Source organism: Gammaproteobacteria bacterium, assembly GCA_041395725.1.
In the GTDB taxonomy this organism is placed as follows: domain Bacteria; phylum Pseudomonadota; class Gammaproteobacteria; order Pseudomonadales; family Pseudohongiellaceae; genus NORP240.
The window spans coordinates 4,192,281-4,211,464 of the sequence record JAWKZW010000001.1 but is presented as its reverse complement, the minus strand read 5'-3'; the positions used below and the strand labels follow the sequence as shown (position 1 = coordinate 4,211,464).

The window sequence follows — 19,184 nt, the reverse complement described above, 5'->3', positions numbered from 1 at the left end:
GAGCGTCCTCGTGCTGTGCCGAGTTGGGTCGGCAAAACGGTAAGCAGGCTGTCTATTGCTCAGCTACCCAGCCTGCTATGGCGGTCCCAATTTCCGCGATGGCCGCGTTGCGTTCGTCAAAGGATGCGTCGGTCTCGGTGATATAGACCGTCGCGATGACAGGACTGCCGGATGGAGGCCACAGGATTGCCGCGATCGAGCGGGATCCGTAGCCACCGGCACCTGATTTGTCGCCTATTTCCCAGTTGTCAGGAATTGTTGCGCGGAACAGTGCTTCGCCGACGGTATTTCCCTTCAACCACCCTGACAGTTTTTCCCGGGATGAAGCTGACAGGACTTCACCCAGGACCAGCTTCTCGATTGCTTCGGCCATAGCAAGGGGGGACGTTGTGTCGCGGTAGTCACCGGGCCTGGCTTCATTGAGCTCTGTTTCCCAGCGGTCCAGGCGGGTGACTCTGTCACCGATGGAGCCCATAAAGTGAGTCAGTCCTGCGGGGCCCTCAATGGCTGCCAGTACCAGATTGCCTGCCGTGTTGTCACTGACCGTGATGGCGGCATCACAAAGCTCGGCGAGTGACATGCCGACACTGTCGACTCTGGTTTCTGTGACCGGCGAGTAGCTGACCAGGTCGGTATTTTTAACCGGTACGATACGGTCCAGTGATTCTGTGCTGGCGTCAACGCGCTGGAGCAGGGCGGCGCAGGCCAGTGGTTTAAAGGTGCTTGACAGGGGGAACAACTCGTCGCCTCGGTACTGCCAGCTGCGATCAGAGCCCACGACCAATACGGCTGCCCCCAGACGCGCATTCAATTGATCTTCAATTTCCATAACTGTCTGACTGAGCGCAGAGTCCTGTGCTGACAGCGATGCGCTCAGGAGTATGCAGCTGAACGTCGACACGAGCTTGCTTAAGGCGCACAAAGAAGGAGACAGAACGGGTAGTTTCGCTGGCATGAGGCTTTCGGTCCTGCGGGTCAAGGTTTTGAAAGGGGTGTCTGCAACAGCCTTACGTCGGGCGCAACAGCCAGAATTCAGCCCAGTACTCCAGGCATTGATGACTTTTTGTCAAAACCCCGGTTACGGGCGCGAACTGACCGCGCCAGAAACCGGTGCTTTTCCTGATCCCGGGCTGCAATCCATGCAGCCCGGTGAGCGATTCTCAGTCCGGCTGCGTTGCAAGGGGCATACCCTCAGGCCGAATACAAAAGACTGTAGCCGTACTCCTGGGCGCGGGTTGCCGCTACCACCCCGGCCGGTACAAAGTGGCTGTTGGGAATACTGTTGGTAATGAGTTCCTGATAGATGTCGTCACGGGAACCGCCGGTGGATCTTGCCAGCATACCCGCCATGCCGCGGGTGGAAAGATTGCAGACGGCAAAATGGACGCCCCGGGCAGCCAGGATATCGATGGTGTTACCGCGGTTGCCGTAGGGAGAGCGTGGCACGTTCATGGGATTGAAGGCAGGTGCTTCGCCAGTGTCATTGTCGCGTATTCCCGTGCGGGAGGAGAACAGCTCGCCGTACTTTTCCCACATGGCATCGTTGAAACCGAACGGGGAGGAGTCGTGGCGGAAACAGACCAGCAGGGCGTAATCGCTTTCACTGCCTCCTGCGTAGGCGTCCACGTGGGCAGCAAGGATATTGTTGGCGAAATTCAACGCCGAGACACCACCGGGCCCGGTTGAGGAATCCACAAAGGCCCGATGGCTTCCGCCCAATTGATCCATCCAGGCATCCTCCGGATGGCGCGCCGGTGTGAAACTTACGGTTTCCTGGGGCATGTTGCTGGCCGCCCGGGCAGCGGTTACGGCAGCCGCACTGGCGGCAGCCATTCCTACGCCGGTAATAAATCGGCGCCGATTGGTGTGTAGTTTCAATTCCTGTTTCATTTTCTGATCACCTCTTATGGCTAATAGTTCGATTCTGGTTTTCGTATGACAATTGGTTCGATTCCAGTTGTCGGTACCGCATCTGTCTCAGCGCCTTGACCGTGATCGCGAGCGCGAGCCTGTCGCGGGACAGTTTCATCTGGCGCTAGGCGCCCGACTCTTCGGCCTGGATCGCAGCAGAGGCCTGTTGCACTTCGTCCAGAACACGGAGCAGGTTGCCGCTCCAGAGCTGGGCAATTTCTCCTTCACTGTAGCCGCGGCGCACCAGCTCCCGGGTCACGTTAAAAGTTTCTGATGCATCATTCCAGCCATCGATGCCACCGCCGCCGTCGAAATCGGAACTGATACCCACGTGATCCAGACCAATCAGTTCGACCAGGTAGTCAATATGATCTACGAAGTCGGCGACATCCACCGGAGGAGCGGTGGCATTGACCTCCGCCATGCGTGTCTCCGCCAGCTCCCGAACCCGCGCCATATTCTGCTGATAAGTGTTCCGCTGCACCTCATCCAGTTCGGCGAGCGCACTTCGCTCGAGGATCTCGAACCCTGACTGCCGGGCCAGCTCCCCATACAGATTGTCGAGGGCCGCCCGATGAGCGTCGTTCTTGGCTGAATTCACATAGCCGCTGAAGGCGACTGTCTGCACGACACCCCCGCCGTCGCGAATGCGCAGCAGCTGTTCGTCGTCCAGGTTCCGACTGTGGTCATTGAGCGCACGGGCGGAGGAGTGCGAGGCGATAACCGGGGCGCGGGTGACGTCCAGCATCTGCATGATCGCGTCACGGGATGGGTGTGAGACGTCCACCATGATGCCCAGTCGGTTCATTTCGGCGATGGCCTGACGGCCCAGTTCACTGAGTCCGTTGTGCAGCCACTCGCCTTCAGCCTCGCCGGTCTGAGAATCGGCAAACTGGCTGTGGCCATTGTGTGCCAGGGACATGTAACGGCCACCGCGGGCATGGAATTCTTCGATTCGGGAAAGATCCAATCCTAACGGGTAGGCATTCTCCACGCCGATCATGATGACCTTTTTTCCACTGGCAGCGATGCGGCGTACATCGTCGGAATTGTAGGCGATCTCGATACGATCCGGAGCAATCTCTTCAGCCAGGCGATGAATGGCGTTGAACTTATCATCGGCATTGGCATAAGCCGCTGCGTACCCTTCGTCATCCAGCGGCCCCTGGCCGGTATAGACTATGAACCAGGCCACATCCAGCCCGCCTGTTTCCATTTTCGGCAGGGTTACCTGGGTGTCCAGATCTTCCGTGTAGTTATTCTCTGCGGTGAAATTCCGCGTGTTGATATCCACGTGGGTATCCAGGGTAATGACCCGCTCGTGTATGCCGCGGGCGAGTTCCAGCAGCTCCTGTTCGGTCGGAACGGCTTCCAATACTGGCTGGCTGACAGTTTCCCGACTTTCTGACGCAGGGGTAGCGTTGTCGGAATCGCTGCCGCAGGCAGACAGAAAAAGGAAGGCGGATAGCAGTGCAATCAGACGTAGGTTCATGGCAGGCTCTTGAGGGATTAAAAGACCCGGTTAGGCTACTTCATTGCGATGCGCTGTTCAATGTCATGGGCACTTGTAAATCCGGTGTATGCTGAGAACTGCGCTGCGGTGGCCTGGCGAAGCACCGCTCCCTGTCGGCTTTTACCGTTTTCGTGGAGTCAAAAGCGCGTACCAAAGTGGTGCAGGAAATGTCCCGTGGCGCTTTCCGCCCCTCCGTTCTGAACCGTTCTGGCTCAGGCAGGAATGCTGGCGGTCAGCGTGAATACTTCTTCATCTATAGAACATCAGCCAGGGTTTTTCGAGCAGGGAAAGGCTGATGCGATAGCCTTTGATAGTGCCGGAGCGCAAGGTATTGGTTCTGTCTTGCAGGTCAAACCCAACGGCGACCGCATAATGCCATTGCGGAAACCACGCCAGGCCCAGATTCTGGAACACCAGTACCGGTTTGCCTTCAGCAATCTCTCTGAGTAAAGCCTCCAATCCGGGTTCAATCAGATAAGGAATACTCCCCCTGCCGCGGGTTGCTGCGAGCATTTCGAACTGCAATGCGCCGTTGCGTGCCGGGATGTAGACGCTTGCGACCAGTTTATCCTCGGAGGCGTTGACTTTGCTGTATTGCAAAGTCGTTGCCAGAGCGGCCGGACCACACTGGTGGGCATGTTGGGCAAAAAAAGTACTTCATCCAGTATTACGCTGCGTGGAGACTGGGGCGGCAAGTCCTCGGCAAGCCAATCAACCTGGCTCGAGGTCGAGCAGGCTGTCAAAGCCAGGATTCCGACAACAAAGAGCAACAGGCGTATCAGTGGCACGCAAGGGTTCCGGAAGATCTGACTGGTCTGGTGTTAAACGGCTGGGGAAATATCGGTCACATCGGCTATGTCCAGCAGAATGAGAATTCCCAGCACCATGGCGATTGTGCCCAGAGCGCCTTCACCGGCAGGTAACTCATGCATTTTTAAATGTTCAGAACGATCAAGGGCGCCTCTGATTAATTGCCCGCAGAGCGACGTGGTAATTAATCAGAGGCTCCCAAGGTATTACAAGCGGGGTTTCAGGACCTTGCGCAGGGTCACACTAGCGATGGAATAAAGCAATGTGTGGGGTGAGCCAGGTTGATTCAGAGCTATAAATACTAAAATGTAGAAGAAATGCTTGACACTCCTGAATAATTCTCTATTCTTTAAAGGAAATCAAGCTGGTCCTATTCGTTATGGCTGACAAGAACTCCACTAGAAGCCCCTCCCTGGGTGAATTTGAACATATCGTTCTACTTACGCTGATCAGGCTTGGCGATGATGCCTATGGCATGTCCGTCCGGGCCACAATTCACGAACTGATCGGGCGCGACATCTCTATCGGCGCTATTTACACAACGCTGGATCGCTTGCAGGAAAAGGGGTTCGTGAAGTCCAGAAAAGGAGAGTCGACTGCCAGAAGGGGGGGGAGGGCAAAGAAATACTTTGCCGTTACCGACAGCGGTCGGCGGGCCCTGAAAGAAGTGCGCTCCAATCTCGAAGTGTTATGGGAGGGTGTCCAGTTGTCAATCTTCCAGCAAGTCGGTGCGGCGGAGTAAGCCCGGTGACTGCTCAACAGCCAGCGCTGAAGTCAGGTAGTGGTGGAGGGGCCAGGCCACCCCGAATGGCGGAATCAATGCTGTCATTCTTTCTCCCGGCCGTTATGCGGGAACCATTGCTGGGGGATCTTGAAGAAGAGTTCCAGTTTCGACTTGAAAGCAGTAACAGTTCAGCAGTTTATCGATGGTATTGGGCGCAGGTGCTGAAAAGTACCTGCTTGTTTATCTGGATACAGCGAGGTGCAGGTATGGCTTTCTTTCTCAGTGTAATTTTTTTCCTGTTTGTGCTTGGAGCCGCTTTGTTTACAGCGGAATTCGGGTTGTGGCTTGTCAGTCCGCCGGTGATTCTGCTGCTGGTGCCGACCAGTCTTATTCTTGGTATTGGCGCTACGTCTTCCCAGGCGGCAAAAAATGCTTTCATGCTGAGTTTCAGCGAATCGGATCAGCATTCACGGCAGCAGATTGATCTGGCCAGCAGATTTCTACATGTAACCGGCAATCAGTTTCTGCTGGTTGGCGGGGTGGCCTTCTTTCTCGGTGTGATTCTGCTGCTGGTCAGTTTTTCACAAAACCCGTTGCTGATCAGCGAAGGCGCCCAGTATGCCCGTTATGGTGTCGCGTTACTGCCACTGTTTTACGGCATGATTTTTAAATGTCTGTTCTATTCAGCCGAGCAGAAGCTGGCCTGGAAGTATCAGCAGCAGTAGAGACCGTGGCCAGAGTAGTCAGGGAGTCTCTGATTAATTACCACAATGCTCTGGTCTTCAGAAGAGTCCGCTGGCAAGGCGCGTTGCCGCCGGCAGGTGTCAGCCTGTCATGGCAGTGCAACGAAGCCGGCGGGCTTGTCTGAAACTCCCTCCGGGCGGGGCCTGTCGGGCGTCACTGCGTCGTTGTCTCGCCCGGCAAGGGAGTAACCAGTCCCCGCGCACGACGCCTGGCAGGGAAATTGCCGGCCTCGCGCAGAACCACGCTTGACCTATCACAGGCCCTTGACGGAATGCAGCCACCGTTCAATATGCTCGGCGGTCTCAAGGGGCTTTTCGAATGGCAGCAGGTGACCGGCTGCTTCGATTACCAGGAATTCATGTTGTGGCGCCTGACGTTGCCATTTGCCCCAGGCGCCGGGGAAGATAGTGTTGGAATCCCTGGCCCGGATTGCCAGGGTCGGAATGTGAATGGAGTTGAGTGCCTGCCAGATGTCGTGCACACGTGTATAGCAGTGGGCTTCCCAGTCTTTGCTGTAGGTCAATCGAACACTGCCATCCGAGGCTTCCTCGGTGCCATACTGCACATAGTCCCACAGCTCGCGATCGGGTATGTTTTTGAATACTGCCTTCGGTCGAAAATGCTCGAAGGCGTCCTGCCGGGTTGGCCATTGGTCGGTGCGGTTCAAAGTGGTCCGCACCAGGGGGATCAGGTCCGGTGCCAGGCGGGCGAAAAGGCGTAACAGCACCAGATAACGACGCGACACGATGGCTGGCTCGATCAGTATCAGGGCCTTGAACAAAGACGGCTTACTGGCCGCTGCCAGGACCCCAGCGGAGGCTCCCATGGAGTGCCCGACATGTACCAGCGGCCTATTGGCGACGTGATCGGCCAGGGCGACCAGGTCGTCCGCGAAAACGGACCAGTCAGGGAATTCGGCAGACTCCTGCATCGAGGGCCACAGGGGGCGATGCAGCCCGGCGAAAAGCCGGTTTGAGCTGCGCAATGGCTCCAGCAGGGATTGATAGCAGAGCGGTGGATAGCCATTGGCATGGGAAAACAGCATCACGGGATGCTGTTCGGCGCCGCCCAGGTCCAGGTAGGGAATTCCACCCTCGGTTAAAAGCGGTTCATGCTGCATAAGAAGAGCCTACCCCTGGCAACCTTCTCCTGTGTGGTGATAATTGCACATCCGGAGGCTGGTGCCTATTAAGTGAATATTGGAAGTGCCATTGATCAAGGCAGGAATACAGGCAGGAATCCATTACTGACCGGACAAAGTCTTGAAGGCTTCAAGGGCTCGAAGCCTGGACTCCCTGAGATCGACCATGGCCTGTGGGTAAGTTTTTCCCAGCACAACGCCGGCAGCAGTCAGAACACCCGCTGGGGCGCTGGAAGGGTCGTGGATGTATTTGTCCGGCAGGTCGGCGATTTCCGGCACAAAGCGGCGCACGTATTCGCCCTGGGGGTCGAATTTCAACCCCTGGGTAACCGGATTAAAAATCCGGAAGTAGGGCGCCGCATCGGCTCCACAGCCTGCCACCCATTGCCAGCTGGCGCTATTATTAGCCAGGTCGGCATCCACCAGGCAGTCCCAGAACCAGTCTTCTCCCCGGTGCCAGTGGATCAGCAGGTTTTTTACCAGAAACGATGCAACTATCATTCGTACCCGGTTGTGCATGTACCCGGTTTGCCAGAGCTCCCGCATGCCCGCATCGATAATCGGATACCCGGTCATGCCGCGACACCACTGGTGGAAGGCATCGGGATTGTCATGCCAGGGAAAGCTGTCAAACTTCTTTTGCAGGTTTTGTCTTGGCAGGTGGGGAAAATGGTAAAGCAGGGAATAGGAAAACTCCCGCCAGCCCAGCTCACGCTGAAAATGTTCCCCCTGAACCTCCAGTCCGCGTGCCTGCATTTCCTGCTGTACCCGGTACCAGGCCTGATTAGGGGAGATTTCCCCGAAGTGCAGGTAGGGCGATAGCCGCGAGACAGCCTCAAGTGCAGGGAAGTCACGGCCCTTTTTGTAGAGTTCAAGGCCGCTGCTTAGAAATTTCTCAAGTCGTTCGGCGGCACCGTTTTCCCCCGGCTGCCATGCCTCGTCAAGGCTTGTGTACCAGTCTCGCGCAGGCATCAGGCCGAGGTCGTCGATGCGGCTGTGCGGCTGACTGCAGTCCGCCAGAGACAGTTCTTCGGGACTTTTCAGTGGTAGTCTTGGCTCCGCAGCCTGCCTGCAGCCCTTGGTGAAATAGGGGGTAAACACTTTGTAGGGTGTGTCGTCAGCTTTCAGTACTTCCCAGGGTTCCCATAACAGGGAGCCATTGCTGCTGGTTACTTCCAGGCCTGCTTCCTGCAGAGTTTTTTTCAATCGCCCGTCGCGCGCCGTGCGCCAGGGTTCGTAGCAGCGATTCCAGTACACGGCCTCCGCGCCGTGCTCCGCGGCCAGCTCAGGGAGGATGACCTCCGGGTCGCCGCGGAACATCCAGAGGCGGTTGTGCAATGTCCCATTCAGGTCGCTGAGGGACTGATGCAGCCACCAGCGACCGGCTTCCCCCATGGGCCAGGTGTCCTGGCCGGATTCATCGACTATGTAAACCGGCAGCACCCGGCCCGCTGCCGCGGCCGCAAGGAGCGCCGGGTTATCCCTGGTTCTCAAATCCTGTCGCAGCCAGAGTAGGACGGTCTTGTCGGACATTTGTTGTTTCTCCGGCGCGGAAGCCTTTACAGTTTTGTTTGCCTGTCATGTTACGAGGCGCGGCCGGTTCCAGATCAGGACGGCAGGCAGGTGTTCAGCTGTTCGTCAGTTCGCGCCGTTAAAAAATTCCCGGCTCGCCGCGTCGGCAGGGAAATAGTTTTCAATCAGAATATCGGCCGTGCCCACATCCAGCGCCGTACCGAACTGGCTGAGCGTCGAAAACAGTTTTATGACGCGATTCTCTACGCGCAGATCAACCGTCATGACCGGGGCATCGGACCTGCTGGTTGACGGTGTCTGCCAGTTGCGGGGCGGGTTCCTGTTCAGGAGGTTTTCATAAAGAGCGACATGGCCCGGCCTTGAAAATGTGACCAGCTGGCGCCGCAGGCGCCGCAGCAGGTGCGATGCCACTTCCTCCCAGTTTTCTATCACGGGCCGGAATCCATCGGGATCGAACACCAGTTCCAGCAGATTGCCGCTGCGCGACGGATCGGGGCTGATGGCAAGTCGTTCCCCCAGCTTCCGTTGCCCTTCATTGACCATGAGAATGTTCCAGTCGCCGTCCAGCACCAGGGCAGGGTAAGGATTCTGCCTGTCCAGCATCATGCCCAGAGCCTGTCGCACGGGGGTCATTGCCGGCGAGGTAAATTCAAGGTTGCCGTAGACTGCCGTATAGCCGGCGGAGTTGAGCAGGAGATTGCTGTCCTGTAACGACAGCGCCATTGAATCGGCGAGTTTCAACAGCATGTCGCGACTCGGTGCGGATTTCCCGGTCTCGAAAAAACTGATGTGACGCGTGGACACCTCCGCAAGGAGGGCCAGTTCCAGCTGCGACAGATGGCTTCGCTTGCGGTACTCGGAGAGCAGAACGCCGATACTGGACAAGGGTAAGACTCCTCTACGGGCGGTTTCTGAAGAGTACGATTTTAGTCAGCACAACTCATTAATTCCATTACTTCGGAGGTAATTGCCTGCTGCTGTCAGGGGACTAGAATTGGTCCTGATCTGAAAGAATAGAGGCTGTCTAACAGCCAGCTGACTCAAACAACCCTGTCAGGAGATTGCAGAAGATGAGAATTCCTCGCTTACAGACCGTTCTATACGCCAATCTGGCGTTCTGCCTGTTCAGCGTCGCGGTGATTCTGTTATTTCCGGGGCACATTGCCGACTACATCATCAACCTGCCGCGCCTGTATTTTGTTTCGCTGTCCGCGGGGCTGCTGCTGTTTGCCCTGGGCGTCTGGCTCACGGCCCGGCAGGCATCACCATCGCGGGGCAGGGTGCTGATGATCTTCTGGGGTGATGTGGCCTGGGTCGTGCTTACTCCCATTATCATGCTGACCACGCAGGACCGTCTGACCAGCCTTGGGAATCTGGTTCTGGTTGATATTGCCCTGGTGGTGGCCGCGCTGGCAGCCTTCGAGTGGATGGCTCTGGGCCGGCCCCCGCTGGCATCGGATTGATCTTGCCCCCTCTGGCAACCCAATCAGTATTAGTAGGATTTAATCAGAGGTTCCTTGAGCAGAGGATCTCTGCGGATTGCAAATTTTGCAGGGGTTTCAGCTGATTCACGGTTTACGAAACTGGACAATCTGTTGGTTTGGCGATACTTTTTGGTCAAATACACTAAAAACTGCGGCTGAAACACATTACGTACTGGCCAATTCCACTCGTGCGCTCGAAACCTGGGATCCCATAATCATGACAATGCTTCGCACTTCAAAAACCATTTCGCTATCAGCTTCAGCATTATCAGTGGCATTGGTGCTTTCAGTCTACACACCGGCCATTGCTCAGGGACAAACCTCTGTAGCAAAAGAAACCTGGGACTTTAACCTACCAGCTGATGAGCTAACCAGCCTCTGCGGAGCCACATTGTCAGCAGCCGAAGCGGCGTTTATCGCGATAGAAAAGGACACGTCTGTGGCAACCCTGGAAAGCGTTTTTGGCGCGTTCGATGCCGTCCTCACTGATTTGCAGCCAATCCAACACACCAACTACCTGAGTAATGTTCACCCTTCAGTGGATATTCGTGAAGCAGCCCAGGCCTGCTCTCGGGATCTTGCCAACTTCAGGAATTCCCACAGCCTGTCACGGAAGTTTTACGAGCGCATTGCTGCAATAGATACTTCAGATCTGAGCGCCGCTGAAATCAAGATGATCGAAGACCGCCTTCGTAACAGTCGCCTGTCAGGTGTAGACAGGGACGATGCCACACGGGAACGTGTGGGGCAGTTGAAACGAGAGATCACTGAAATTGGCAATGCCTTTGATAATACGATTCGTGAAGACGTACGGTATGTCGATACCAATCTGGCTGAACTTGATGGATTACCTCAGGACTATATCGACAACCACCCGGCTGATGAAAACGGTGTAATACGAATCTCTACCAATACGCCAGATCTGAACCCTGTGCTTTCCTACAGCAGGAATGATGATCTTCGCAGGCGTCTTTTTATAGCCTCCAACAACCGGGGTATGCCGGCAAATACTGAAAATCTTAAACAGCTTATCAGTAAACGTTACGAGCTGGCTCAGCTTCTGGGCTATGAAACTTATGCAGCCATGGCGATGGATGGGTTGATGATTCAAAATCCAGAAAATGCCGAACGCTTCCTCCGTGATATTGGTGCTGCTCTGGAGGTGCCAGTCAAAAATGAATTGGATGTTCTGTTACAACGCCTTAGAGTTATTGATCCTGTCGCGACACGGGTTGAGGCCTGGCAGAGAGGCTACCTGTCTAACCTGATAAGACAGGAAGACTATGCACTGGATTCTCAGGAAGTGCGTCAATACTTCCGCTTCTCCAAAGTACAGAATGGCATTTTTCAGCTGACCGAAGACTTGTTTGATGTGGAGATCATTCCCTGGGAAACGGAAACCTGGCATGAATCTGTTAGCAGTTGGGAGATTCGGCGTAGCGGCGAGCCAATAAGCCGCTTTTATCTGGACCTGCATCCCAGAGATGGCAAATATCAACATGCTGCCCAATGGAGCTTACGCAGGGGCCTGAAAGAGGGGCAGATACCGGTTTCCGCACTGGCAACAAACTTTCCCAACGGCCTGATGGAGCATCGTCAGGTCACTACGTTCCTGCACGAGTTTGGTCATCTATTGCACAATACCTTTGCCGGTACTCAATCCTGGTTGAGCATCAGTGGCATGTCCATGGAGCGTGATTTTGTCGAAGCACCGTCGCAGATGCTGGAAGAATGGGTGTGGGACTACGATTCACTAAGCAAATTTGCCACCAATGATGCTGGCGAGGTGATTCCCAGAACATTAGTCGACAAGATGGCAAATGCACGATACTTTGGCAGAGCCACGGGTACGGCTATGCAGATCTACTTTGCTAATATTTCGCTAAACTTTTACCAAACCCCACCGTCCGAATTCGAGCCATTACCCCTGACGAAGTCACTTAGCGCGCAATATTCACCTTATCCCTATGTTGAGGGAACTCACTTTTACGCGGCGTTCGGTCATCTCAATGGCTATTCATCAAACTACTATATCTATCAATGGTCTCTGGCTATTGCCACCGAGATGTTCAGTCGCTTTCAGCAGGCCGGACTTCGTGATGAGAAAGTGGCCCATGATTACCGAGATAAAGTGTTGGGTTCTGCCGGCAGCAGACCGGCAAACGAATTTGTTGAGGATTTTCTTGGCCGCACTTTTTCAACACAGGCTTATATTGATTTTCTAACTACCCTGAACTGAGACTGGCTTTGGGCAGGCCGTTAATCGCGCTGAACTGAAAGTGCCGGGAACTTTGCAGTTACGATGCCCGTCAACAAATACGCATAAAAAGCACCAGGCAACTGGCGCTTTTTATACGTGAATTGCTGATTGCAGTCAGGCTGTGGTAATCGCCATCTGGTCAGAACGTCAGCTGCGCCCGCACCCAGAGGATACGACCTGGTTCATTGACCCGGGTGGTCTGGTCGAATCCGGCGATTGCCGCACCCGCGCGGCTGATGTGCTCCGCATAGGTTTCATCGAGGACGTTGTCGACACCGGCAGTGAAGCTCAGGCTGTCAGAATAACGCCAGCCACCATTCATTGACAGAATATTGGCCGAGCCAGTGGGACCGAAGTCCTGGCCGACGATGTTGCCGCGATTAATATCGAAGCGATCCTGGGCGGAGATGCTGCGCCACATCATGCCGGCTGACCAGTTGCTGTTGTCATAGTAGAGTCCGACTCTTCCTTCCAGCGGTGGCAGTTGTGGCAGAGTGCGGCCATCGGTATCGTTGGCGCCTCGTACCGAGGCCAGGGTGATTTCGGTGCGCCAGTAATCGTTAAAGTGATACTGACCATCCAGTTCCAGCCCCCATGTCCGGGCGTCGATATTGCGGACTATTGAAGCGGACCGGGTGCCGCCCATAGCCGGCTTCAGATAACCGGATTCAATCATCAGGTAGTCTTTGATTTCGTTAGCGAACAGGGAAACGCTACCATCCCAACCCCCGTACTGATACATGAACCCTACATCGAGCTGGGTGGTTTTTTCCGGATCGATATAAAATGCACTGGTCGAATCGGCGCTCTCCTTGCCGATCATTTCCCAGTAATCCGGAAATCGCTCGCTGTGGCCCAATCCAGCGAAAAAAGTCGTGGAGCCCGCCAGCAGAGTCTTTTCATAGCGCAGAAAACCGCTCTGCAGGGTTTCTTCCCGTTCCTTTCCGAAGGTGGGATTAGGCATCGACATCATCATGTTGAGCTGAACATTTTCGCGAGTGTCCTCCGCTTGCCAGCGATCTGTCCTCAGGCCGGCAATGATCCTGTTGTTCATGCTTAAGTCCCATGAGAGTTCCCCAAACAGCCCAACCTGTTGAAATTCGGCATCCGGATTACGGGCCATGTTCTCGTACGGCATCATTGTCTGATTCATCGTGCTGCGAACACTGTGCTTATTAGCCTGTGTGTCGATACCCAGCACGACTTCGTACTCTGGTGCGGGCCTAAGGGTCATTGCCAGGCGTGCGCCGGTCGTTTTTCTATCGGGGTTGCTGGCCATAGGGTTGGGCATCATGGCCGATGGCTCGCGCAGCGTATAATTGTCCATAACATGGTCTACATAGTTGTAGAACGCATTCATTTCCAACGATTCGATCAGTGTCGTCAGATTCTTTTTTTCAAATTTAATGCTGTAATTCTCACGGTCGAACACAGTACCGTCCATTCCACGGTCGGCGTAGGCCGTCTCGCCGTCGCTGCGCGCAGCACCCATTTCAAGATAGGTTGTGTCATCCGGCGTCCACGCCAGGCTCAGTTGCGTGCTCCAGCGTTCATATTCGGAGTGGATACTGGTTCCATCACCATCCTCGTAGTCATTCTGGGCAGAATGGGTACCCGTGCCACGCAAGGTAAATGTCGGCGTGCTCATGGTGGCATCGAGAATCTGATCGTTGCGGCCGTAGCTGCCACCGACTGCGCTGGAATGAACCTCCCAGCCCGACTCTTCGGGTCTCGACGTGTCGCGGTCAAACAGAACGATCCCTGCAGAGTTGCCGGGACCGTACTGAACCGACTGGGGACCCTTGATGACGCGGATGGTGTCATAAGACTCGGGAAATATGTAGGCAGTGGGTGGATCCATGCGGTTACCGCAGCCGCCGAGGATCATCTCTCCATCCATCAGCAGCGATAATCTCGAACCGGCCATACCACGCAGAACCGGGTCGCCTCCGCCCCCACCTTTGCGGATTACCGAGAAGCCGGGAATGGTTTTCAGGTAGTCGGCGCCATCATGTGCAGGTAAAGGTTGCCTCGGCGTTTTCGGGTCAGTCACAATATTGAGTGGAGAATCCATCCGGACACCGGTAACGACCATCTCCTCCAGGGTTCTTGCTACCTGGGATTGTTCGGCCGCCAGGCTCGCCTGGCTCAAGGTGGCAAGAATCGCCAGGGACAGTGACTTTTTGCGATGCATGATACTTTTCTCCGTGTGGTCGTGACCCGGTCACCGGGATCGAAAAAATACTTTCAGGAACTATAGACCAGCATCATCGTGCTGCGGATGTGTCAAATGGTCGCACCTGGCGCCTTTTTTAAAAAATAATCTGCTTCAGTTGATTTAGATCAAAGTTGGGGGCGGCAGCTTATCCCGGATCAGTTCAGCCCTGATTGGAACAGCAAACCCGTCTCTGGTCTGCTGCCGAGAAGTAATTCATTGACTGTCAGTTTGATAACCTGACTATCCGGGACGCTCGGTCTGAACGGAGGTCGGGTTCCTGAAAATCCTGCTCAGGAGACGCACAATGTACTGAGCTCGATTCAGGCGACGATGAGGGATTGTGGCGGTTTCAGTGACCCGCGAGGTTTCACGCTGCCCCCGTTACCTGCATGGCCGCTGGCAAGCAGTATATCGGCCGGCAGTGGATGGTGGCGTGCGCGGCGAGACCGGGCAATTGATAGCGTTGGCACTGCCCTGACATTAATGGCTCTCGCATGAAAAAGGGGGAGGGCGATCGATCCTGCCGACTCCGGAGGCATGGGAGTGAGTGACCATCCCGGGCGCACGGCGCCTGGCAGTGGCGCCCGGCGGACTCCCGCAAAGCATCGCGGTTGCTGATCAGAGTTTCCCTTGGAAAAAGGATCGGGTGCCGGTGTCTCAGACGCTGGCAGGTTGTAGGGCGTTATACAAAGATGTACGCACTGCTTACAGTAACAGGCGTCAACGGTTAGAATAGGGCTTTTCCAGCAAGCCCGCAGCCGATGCCTACGAAGAAGCAAGATTCCAGTAAACAAACAGCAGGCCCACAGATCGTCTCCAATCGGGTGGGGTTTGTTTCCCTTGGGTGCCCGAAAGCCCTGGTGGATTCGGAACGTATCCTTACGCAATTGCGCATGGAAGGATATGAGATCGCCCCGACCTATGCCGATGCGAAAGTAGTGGTGGTAAATACCTGCGGATTTATCGACAGCGCCAAGCAGGAATCTCTGGAGGCGATCGGTGAGGCACTGCAGGAAAATGGCAAGGTGATCGTGACAGGGTGCATGGGCGCGGATGCCGAAGCGATCACAAAGATTCATCCTGGTGTGTTGAATGTCAGTGGTCCGCAGGCTTATGAGCAGGTTGTTGCCGCGGTACACGAAGTGATCCCTCCGCAGTTGCAGCATGACCCCTACGTGGATCTGGTTCCACCGCAGGGTGTGAAGCTGACCCCGCGGCATTATGCCTATCTTAAAATTTCTGAAGGCTGTAATCACAAATGCAGTTTCTGCATTATCCCCTCCATGCGTGGCAAACTGGTCAGCCGGCCGGTTGATCAGGTGCTTGAAGAGGCCAGGCGGCTGGTTGATGCCGGCGTGCGGGAATTACTGGTTATTTCCCAGGATACCAGTGCCTACGGTGTGGATATCAAGTATCGCACGGGGTTCTGGCAGGGGCGCCCCGTTCGGGCGGATATGCAGGGGTTGTGCGAAGCACTGGCGGATCTGGGCGTCTGGGTGCGGTTGCACTATGTCTATCCTTATCCCCACGTGGACCGCATCATTCCGTTGATGGCGGAGGGCAGGCTGCTGCCCTATCTGGATATCCCTTTTCAGCACGCCAGTCCGCGGATTCTGCGCAGCATGAAACGACCGGCGGCGGCGGAAGACAACCTGGCCCGTATTCAGGCCTGGCGCCGGCAGTGTCCGGATCTGACACTTCGCAGTACCTTCATCGTCGGTTTTCCCGGTGAAACGGAAGAGGATTTTCGCTATCTGCTGGATTTTCTCGAGCAGGCGCAGCTGGACAGGGTTGGCTGTTTTCAATATTCGCCGGTAGAAGGGGCCAGGTCTAATGAGTTGGAAGGGCAGGTTGATGACGCGCTGAAACAGGAGCGTTGGGAGCGTTTCATGGCTGTGCAGCAGGCAGTCAGCAGCAGACGGTTGAAAGACAGGATAGGGCGCACGCTCGAGGTGCTGATAGACGAAGTAAATGACCAGGGTGCGATAGCTCGCTCCAGTGCCGATGCGCCCGAAATAGATGGTCTGGTTTACCTGGATGAGGCCGGCGACCTGCGGCCCGGAGACCTGGTGTGGGTTACAGTCACTGACGCCGACGAGTACGATCTCTATGCAGTACCCGCCGACGCCGTGTCGGGTTGAAACCGATTATTCGTAATAGCCCTTGCTAAGAATACCGCTGCTGACACCGTCAACCTGACCGTCGCGCAGCCATTGCAGAGAGGCATCGAAAAGAATTTCGGCATTGCTCTCCCACATGGCGTTATGGGAGGCGCAGCCCAGGTCCAATAGTACCTTTTCGCTTGCACCCAGGTCTTCATACAGTTGTGTGACCAGGCTGGCCGGAATCTGTCGGTCGTGAATGCCGGCCACCAGCAGCATCGGGTTGTGGGTGGCAGCAACTTCGGCCGGTCCCCACCCCCAGGTGCTGGTGCGTGGTGCGCGTCTGACACCCTTTCCCCAGGTGGCGCCAATCGGGTCGGAATCCAGCATGGCTGTCCACACCGCGTCGCTGACGGATTGCTGATACTGATTGCTGCAGCCTACCTGGCGGTCCCAATTGGTGACAAAGTCCTGTCGGGATTGCTTGGTAAAGGCCGCTCCGGGTACAGGAATAGCAGCAGGGCGCCGGGCCGCGCGGTTCCTGTTGTAGGCCGGCGCCAGCAATACCAGGCGCTCAACCTTGTCGGGGTACAGGGCGGTATAGCCTGCCGCTCGCGGGCCTCCCAGAGACCAGGCTACCAGATGGATACTGTCCACATTGCGGCTTGCCAACAGGTATTCCACGACAGCGTTGATGTCGTGCCAGTCCGATTCGATGGTAGTGGCGGCATAGGCGTAGCTGGGCTCACAGGGCTGGGAGAGGGTGGTCGGAACAAAATCCTGCTGCTGCGTGGGTGACAGGTTACAGATATCGTTCATGACAGAGGGACGGGTCGAACGGCCGTAACCGGTAGTGTCCATGGCAAACGTATCAAATCCCGCCTGCGCCAGATAACCCATCCAGCTGAAGCCCTCGTGGGGCGGGTCAAATGCCACTTCGGCGGGAGTTCCCGCGCCGTGAATGAACAGTACGATCTGCCCGCTCAGATCTTTGCTGCGTGCCAGGGTGCTCGGCAGCGTGCGTTCCCGCACATAGATCTGCGCCTGCTCTCCCTGCATGGCCGGAGCCCAGGAGAATACCGGTACATAGTGGTCGATGGTAAGGACTTGTTCCTGTGCGAACAGGGGAAAGCTGGCCAGCAGTAAGCTTATCAGCAAGGTTGATTTATTTTTCATGGATCCCTCCTTGGGTGTAAGAACGTTTTTCTCAAAACCTTATTCTGTTAGAACTATACACGCCTGGCTGGCCCGATTGAAAGCCTCAGGAACCGCTGATCAGCAGTCTGTTAACTACCGCAGGCCATTGCCGTAACTGATCGGAGGTTCCCTAAATCACACGTTTGCTGCGCAGCTCTGCGATAGCTTCATCGCTGTAGCCCAGTTCCTGCATGATGCGGTCGGTGTGTTCGCCAAGCAGGGGAGCCCTGTGACGAACTTCGCCAGGCGTGTCGGACAATTCCACTGGTGTCTGCATGATCGGTGCGGGATGGGCGGCACCGGGAAATTCGGTGTTCTTGAGCAAGTCCTTGGCGGCGACATGGGGGTCTTCCAGCACCTGCTGCGGTGACAGTACCGGTCCGGCCGGTATCCGTGCCTGCTCCATAGCCTCCAGCACTTCAGCGGAAGTGCGCTCGGCGCACCAGGCAGCCAATCTCTCGCTGATCAGGGCGCCATGATCGCCGCGGCTGATATCAGTCTGGAAACGGGGATCGTCCAGCCAGTGAGGTTCGCCGATCAATTCCACCCAGCGTTTGAACAGTGGCCCTCCTACCGACTGCACCAGGACCCAGCCATCCAGGGTTTTAAATGTGTCCGCCGGGGCGGAGGTTTGTGAACGATTCAGGGTGGCGACCCGGTTGCGCTTGATGATGGCCTGCTCAATCAGGGTGCCATTCATCATAGTGAGAGCGGTATTGAACAGAGACCCCTCCACAATCTGGCCCTGGCCGGTTTTCTGTCGCTGGTAAAGTGCTGCCAGGGTGCCGAAGGCGCTGAGGCTGGCGGTGCCGAAGTCTATATAGGGGGCATAGGCCTTGACCGGCTGGTCGCTGGTGCCGGACAGGTACATGTTGCCGGACATGGCCTGGCCGAGGCCGTCGAAGCCAACCCGGTTCTGGTAGGGGCCTCCGGTGCCAAAGGCGGAGATCATGGTCAGGATGATATCGGGCTTGGTTGCACACAGACTCGCGTAGTCCAGCCCCATCGCCTGGAGGGTATCGGGGGGCAGGTTGGCGACAACCACGTCTGCTGTGGCCACCAGCTTCCGGACGATTTCCCGACCCTCCGGTTTCATCGGGTTCAGGGTGAGACCCAGTTTGTTGCGGCCCATCTGCATGAAAAGCGCACCGTCTCCCTGCTCTGAGACCGGCGACAGAAAGCGGTCTTCGCTGCCGTCGACTTTCTCCACCCGGATGACTTCGGCACCCATATCACCCAGCAGCGTGGCGCAGAACGGGCCTGCAATATAGCGGCCAAAGTCAAGGACCCGGATCCCCTCCAATACTTTACTCATGTGTTTCTGTTCTCCGGTAAGTTGCCGTCAAGCCCGGGCAGTCACCGCTGACGGAGAGGGCCACCCAATCCTGAATCGATATGGTAAGTGATTAAAACAACACCGGATTCTAGCACACTGAGGGTGGCAGGCGCGGGCTTCGACGCGGCCGCCCGCGTATTGGTTTTTTGGTGATTTGTGACCTGGTTAACGCTGCCTGGCAACGGGATTCTTCATACTACGGACCTCTCAT

14 protein-coding genes and 1 pseudogene are annotated in these 19,184 nt (G+C 56.0%); 5 read left to right on the top strand and 10 right to left on the bottom strand.

Annotation, left to right across the window (positions count from 1 at the left end):
* Positions 1-52: 52 nt before the first annotated feature.
* The 4 genes and pseudogenes from bla to R3F50_18630 form a co-directional block, all read right to left on the bottom strand.
* Positions 53-955, bottom strand: coding sequence for a class A beta-lactamase (gene bla / locus R3F50_18645; GenBank protein MEZ5492306.1), 903 nt, complete (start codon positions 953-955; stop codon positions 53-55).
* A 236-nt stretch (positions 956-1,191) separates the two neighbouring features.
* Positions 1,192-1,890 carry a hypothetical protein gene (locus R3F50_18640; GenBank protein ID MEZ5492305.1) on the bottom strand — a complete coding sequence of 233 codons (699 nt, stop codon included), beginning with the start codon at positions 1,888-1,890 and terminating at the stop codon, positions 1,192-1,194.
* 145 nt (positions 1,891-2,035) lie between these two features.
* The gene (locus tag R3F50_18635; GenBank protein ID MEZ5492304.1) at positions 2,036-3,403 is read right to left on the bottom strand and encodes a membrane dipeptidase; all 1,368 of its coding nucleotides are present in this window, start codon (positions 3,401-3,403) and stop codon (positions 2,036-2,038) included.
* Positions 3,404-3,673: 270 nt separating this feature from the next.
* Positions 3,674-4,066: pseudogene (locus R3F50_18630) on the bottom strand (PA2778 family cysteine peptidase).
* A 547-nt stretch (positions 4,067-4,613) separates the two neighbouring features.
* Here R3F50_18630 and R3F50_18625 point away from each other — a divergent pair.
* Together R3F50_18625 and R3F50_18620 are read left to right on the top strand one after the other, a co-directional pair.
* Positions 4,614-4,976: a PadR family transcriptional regulator gene (locus R3F50_18625; protein MEZ5492303.1), complete on the top strand. Its 363-nt coding sequence runs from the start codon at positions 4,614-4,616 to the stop codon at positions 4,974-4,976.
* A 65-nt stretch (positions 4,977-5,041) separates the two neighbouring features.
* Positions 5,042-5,683, top strand: coding sequence for a hypothetical protein (locus R3F50_18620; GenBank protein ID MEZ5492302.1), 642 nt, complete (start codon positions 5,042-5,044; stop codon positions 5,681-5,683).
* Positions 5,684-5,955: 272 nt separating this feature from the next.
* On the opposite strand, the gene R3F50_18615 is transcribed toward R3F50_18620, so the two are convergent.
* The 3 genes from R3F50_18615 to R3F50_18605 all read right to left on the bottom strand — a co-directional run bounded on the left by R3F50_18615 (position 5,956) and on the right by R3F50_18605 (position 9,261).
* On the bottom strand, positions 5,956-6,822 hold the full coding sequence (locus R3F50_18615; protein ID MEZ5492301.1) for an alpha/beta hydrolase: 867 nt from the start codon (positions 6,820-6,822) through the stop codon (positions 5,956-5,958).
* A gap of 123 nt (positions 6,823-6,945) precedes the next feature.
* On the bottom strand, positions 6,946-8,376 hold the full coding sequence (locus R3F50_18610) for a deoxyribodipyrimidine photo-lyase (protein ID MEZ5492300.1): 1,431 nt from the start codon (positions 8,374-8,376) through the stop codon (positions 6,946-6,948).
* 105 nt (positions 8,377-8,481) lie between these two features.
* Positions 8,482-9,261 carry a helix-turn-helix transcriptional regulator gene (locus R3F50_18605; GenBank protein MEZ5492299.1) on the bottom strand — a complete coding sequence of 260 codons (780 nt, stop codon included), beginning with the start codon at positions 9,259-9,261 and terminating at the stop codon, positions 8,482-8,484.
* A 185-nt stretch (positions 9,262-9,446) separates the two neighbouring features.
* Between R3F50_18605 and R3F50_18600 the strand changes: the two genes are divergently transcribed.
* Together R3F50_18600 and R3F50_18595 are read left to right on the top strand one after the other, a co-directional pair.
* On the top strand, positions 9,447-9,839 hold the full coding sequence (locus R3F50_18600; GenBank protein ID MEZ5492298.1) for a hypothetical protein: 393 nt from the start codon (positions 9,447-9,449) through the stop codon (positions 9,837-9,839).
* Between the two features lie 76 nt (positions 9,840-9,915).
* Positions 9,916-12,099, top strand: coding sequence for a M3 family metallopeptidase (locus R3F50_18595; protein ID MEZ5492297.1), 2,184 nt, complete (start codon positions 9,916-9,918; stop codon positions 12,097-12,099).
* Positions 12,100-12,259: 160 nt separating this feature from the next.
* On the opposite strand, the gene R3F50_18590 is transcribed toward R3F50_18595, so the two are convergent.
* Positions 12,260-14,314, bottom strand: a complete 2,055-nt coding sequence (locus R3F50_18590; protein ID MEZ5492296.1) for a TonB-dependent copper receptor — start codon at positions 14,312-14,314, stop codon at positions 12,260-12,262.
* Between the two features lie 785 nt (positions 14,315-15,099).
* Here R3F50_18590 and rimO point away from each other — a divergent pair.
* Positions 15,100-16,479 carry a 30S ribosomal protein S12 methylthiotransferase RimO gene (gene rimO, locus R3F50_18585; protein MEZ5492295.1) on the top strand — a complete coding sequence of 460 codons (1,380 nt, stop codon included), beginning with the start codon at positions 15,100-15,102 and terminating at the stop codon, positions 16,477-16,479.
* Between the two features lie 6 nt (positions 16,480-16,485).
* Here the strand turns inward: rimO and R3F50_18580 are convergent, their stop codons facing one another.
* Both R3F50_18580 and R3F50_18575 read right to left on the bottom strand, forming a co-directional pair.
* Positions 16,486-17,616: an alpha/beta fold hydrolase gene (locus R3F50_18580; GenBank protein MEZ5492294.1), complete on the bottom strand. Its 1,131-nt coding sequence runs from the start codon at positions 17,614-17,616 to the stop codon at positions 16,486-16,488.
* Between the two features lie 151 nt (positions 17,617-17,767).
* Positions 17,768-18,952, bottom strand: a complete 1,185-nt coding sequence (locus tag R3F50_18575; GenBank protein MEZ5492293.1) for a CoA transferase — start codon at positions 18,950-18,952, stop codon at positions 17,768-17,770.
* Positions 18,953-19,184: the final 232 nt, after the last annotated feature.

Bases quoted from the DNA above. Each gene is read 5' to 3' on its own strand.
- R3F50_18580 (MEZ5492294.1), bottom strand. From the start codon at position 17,616: ATGAAAAATAAATCAACCTTGCTGATAAGCTTACTGCTGGCCAGCTTT.
- R3F50_18635 (MEZ5492304.1), bottom strand. From the start codon at position 3,403: ATGAACCTACGTCTGATTGCACTGCTATCCGCCTTCCTTTTTCTGTCT.
- R3F50_18610 (MEZ5492300.1), bottom strand. From the start codon at position 8,376: ATGTCCGACAAGACCGTCCTACTCTGGCTGCGACAGGATTTGAGAACC.
- R3F50_18575 (MEZ5492293.1), bottom strand. From the start codon at position 18,952: ATGAGTAAAGTATTGGAGGGGATCCGGGTCCTTGACTTTGGCCGCTAT.
- R3F50_18600 (MEZ5492298.1), top strand. From the start codon at position 9,447: ATGAGAATTCCTCGCTTACAGACCGTTCTATACGCCAATCTGGCGTTC.
- R3F50_18590 (MEZ5492296.1), bottom strand. From the start codon at position 14,314: ATGCATCGCAAAAAGTCACTGTCCCTGGCGATTCTTGCCACCTTGAGC.
- R3F50_18640 (MEZ5492305.1), bottom strand. From the start codon at position 1,890: ATGAAACAGGAATTGAAACTACACACCAATCGGCGCCGATTTATTACC.
- R3F50_18620 (MEZ5492302.1), top strand. From the start codon at position 5,042: ATGGCGGAATCAATGCTGTCATTCTTTCTCCCGGCCGTTATGCGGGAA.
- bla (MEZ5492306.1), bottom strand. From the start codon at position 955: ATGCCAGCGAAACTACCCGTTCTGTCTCCTTCTTTGTGCGCCTTAAGC.
- R3F50_18615 (MEZ5492301.1), bottom strand. From the start codon at position 6,822: ATGCAGCATGAACCGCTTTTAACCGAGGGTGGAATTCCCTACCTGGAC.
- rimO (MEZ5492295.1), top strand. From the start codon at position 15,100: ATGCCTACGAAGAAGCAAGATTCCAGTAAACAAACAGCAGGCCCACAG.
- R3F50_18625 (MEZ5492303.1), top strand. From the start codon at position 4,614: ATGGCTGACAAGAACTCCACTAGAAGCCCCTCCCTGGGTGAATTTGAA.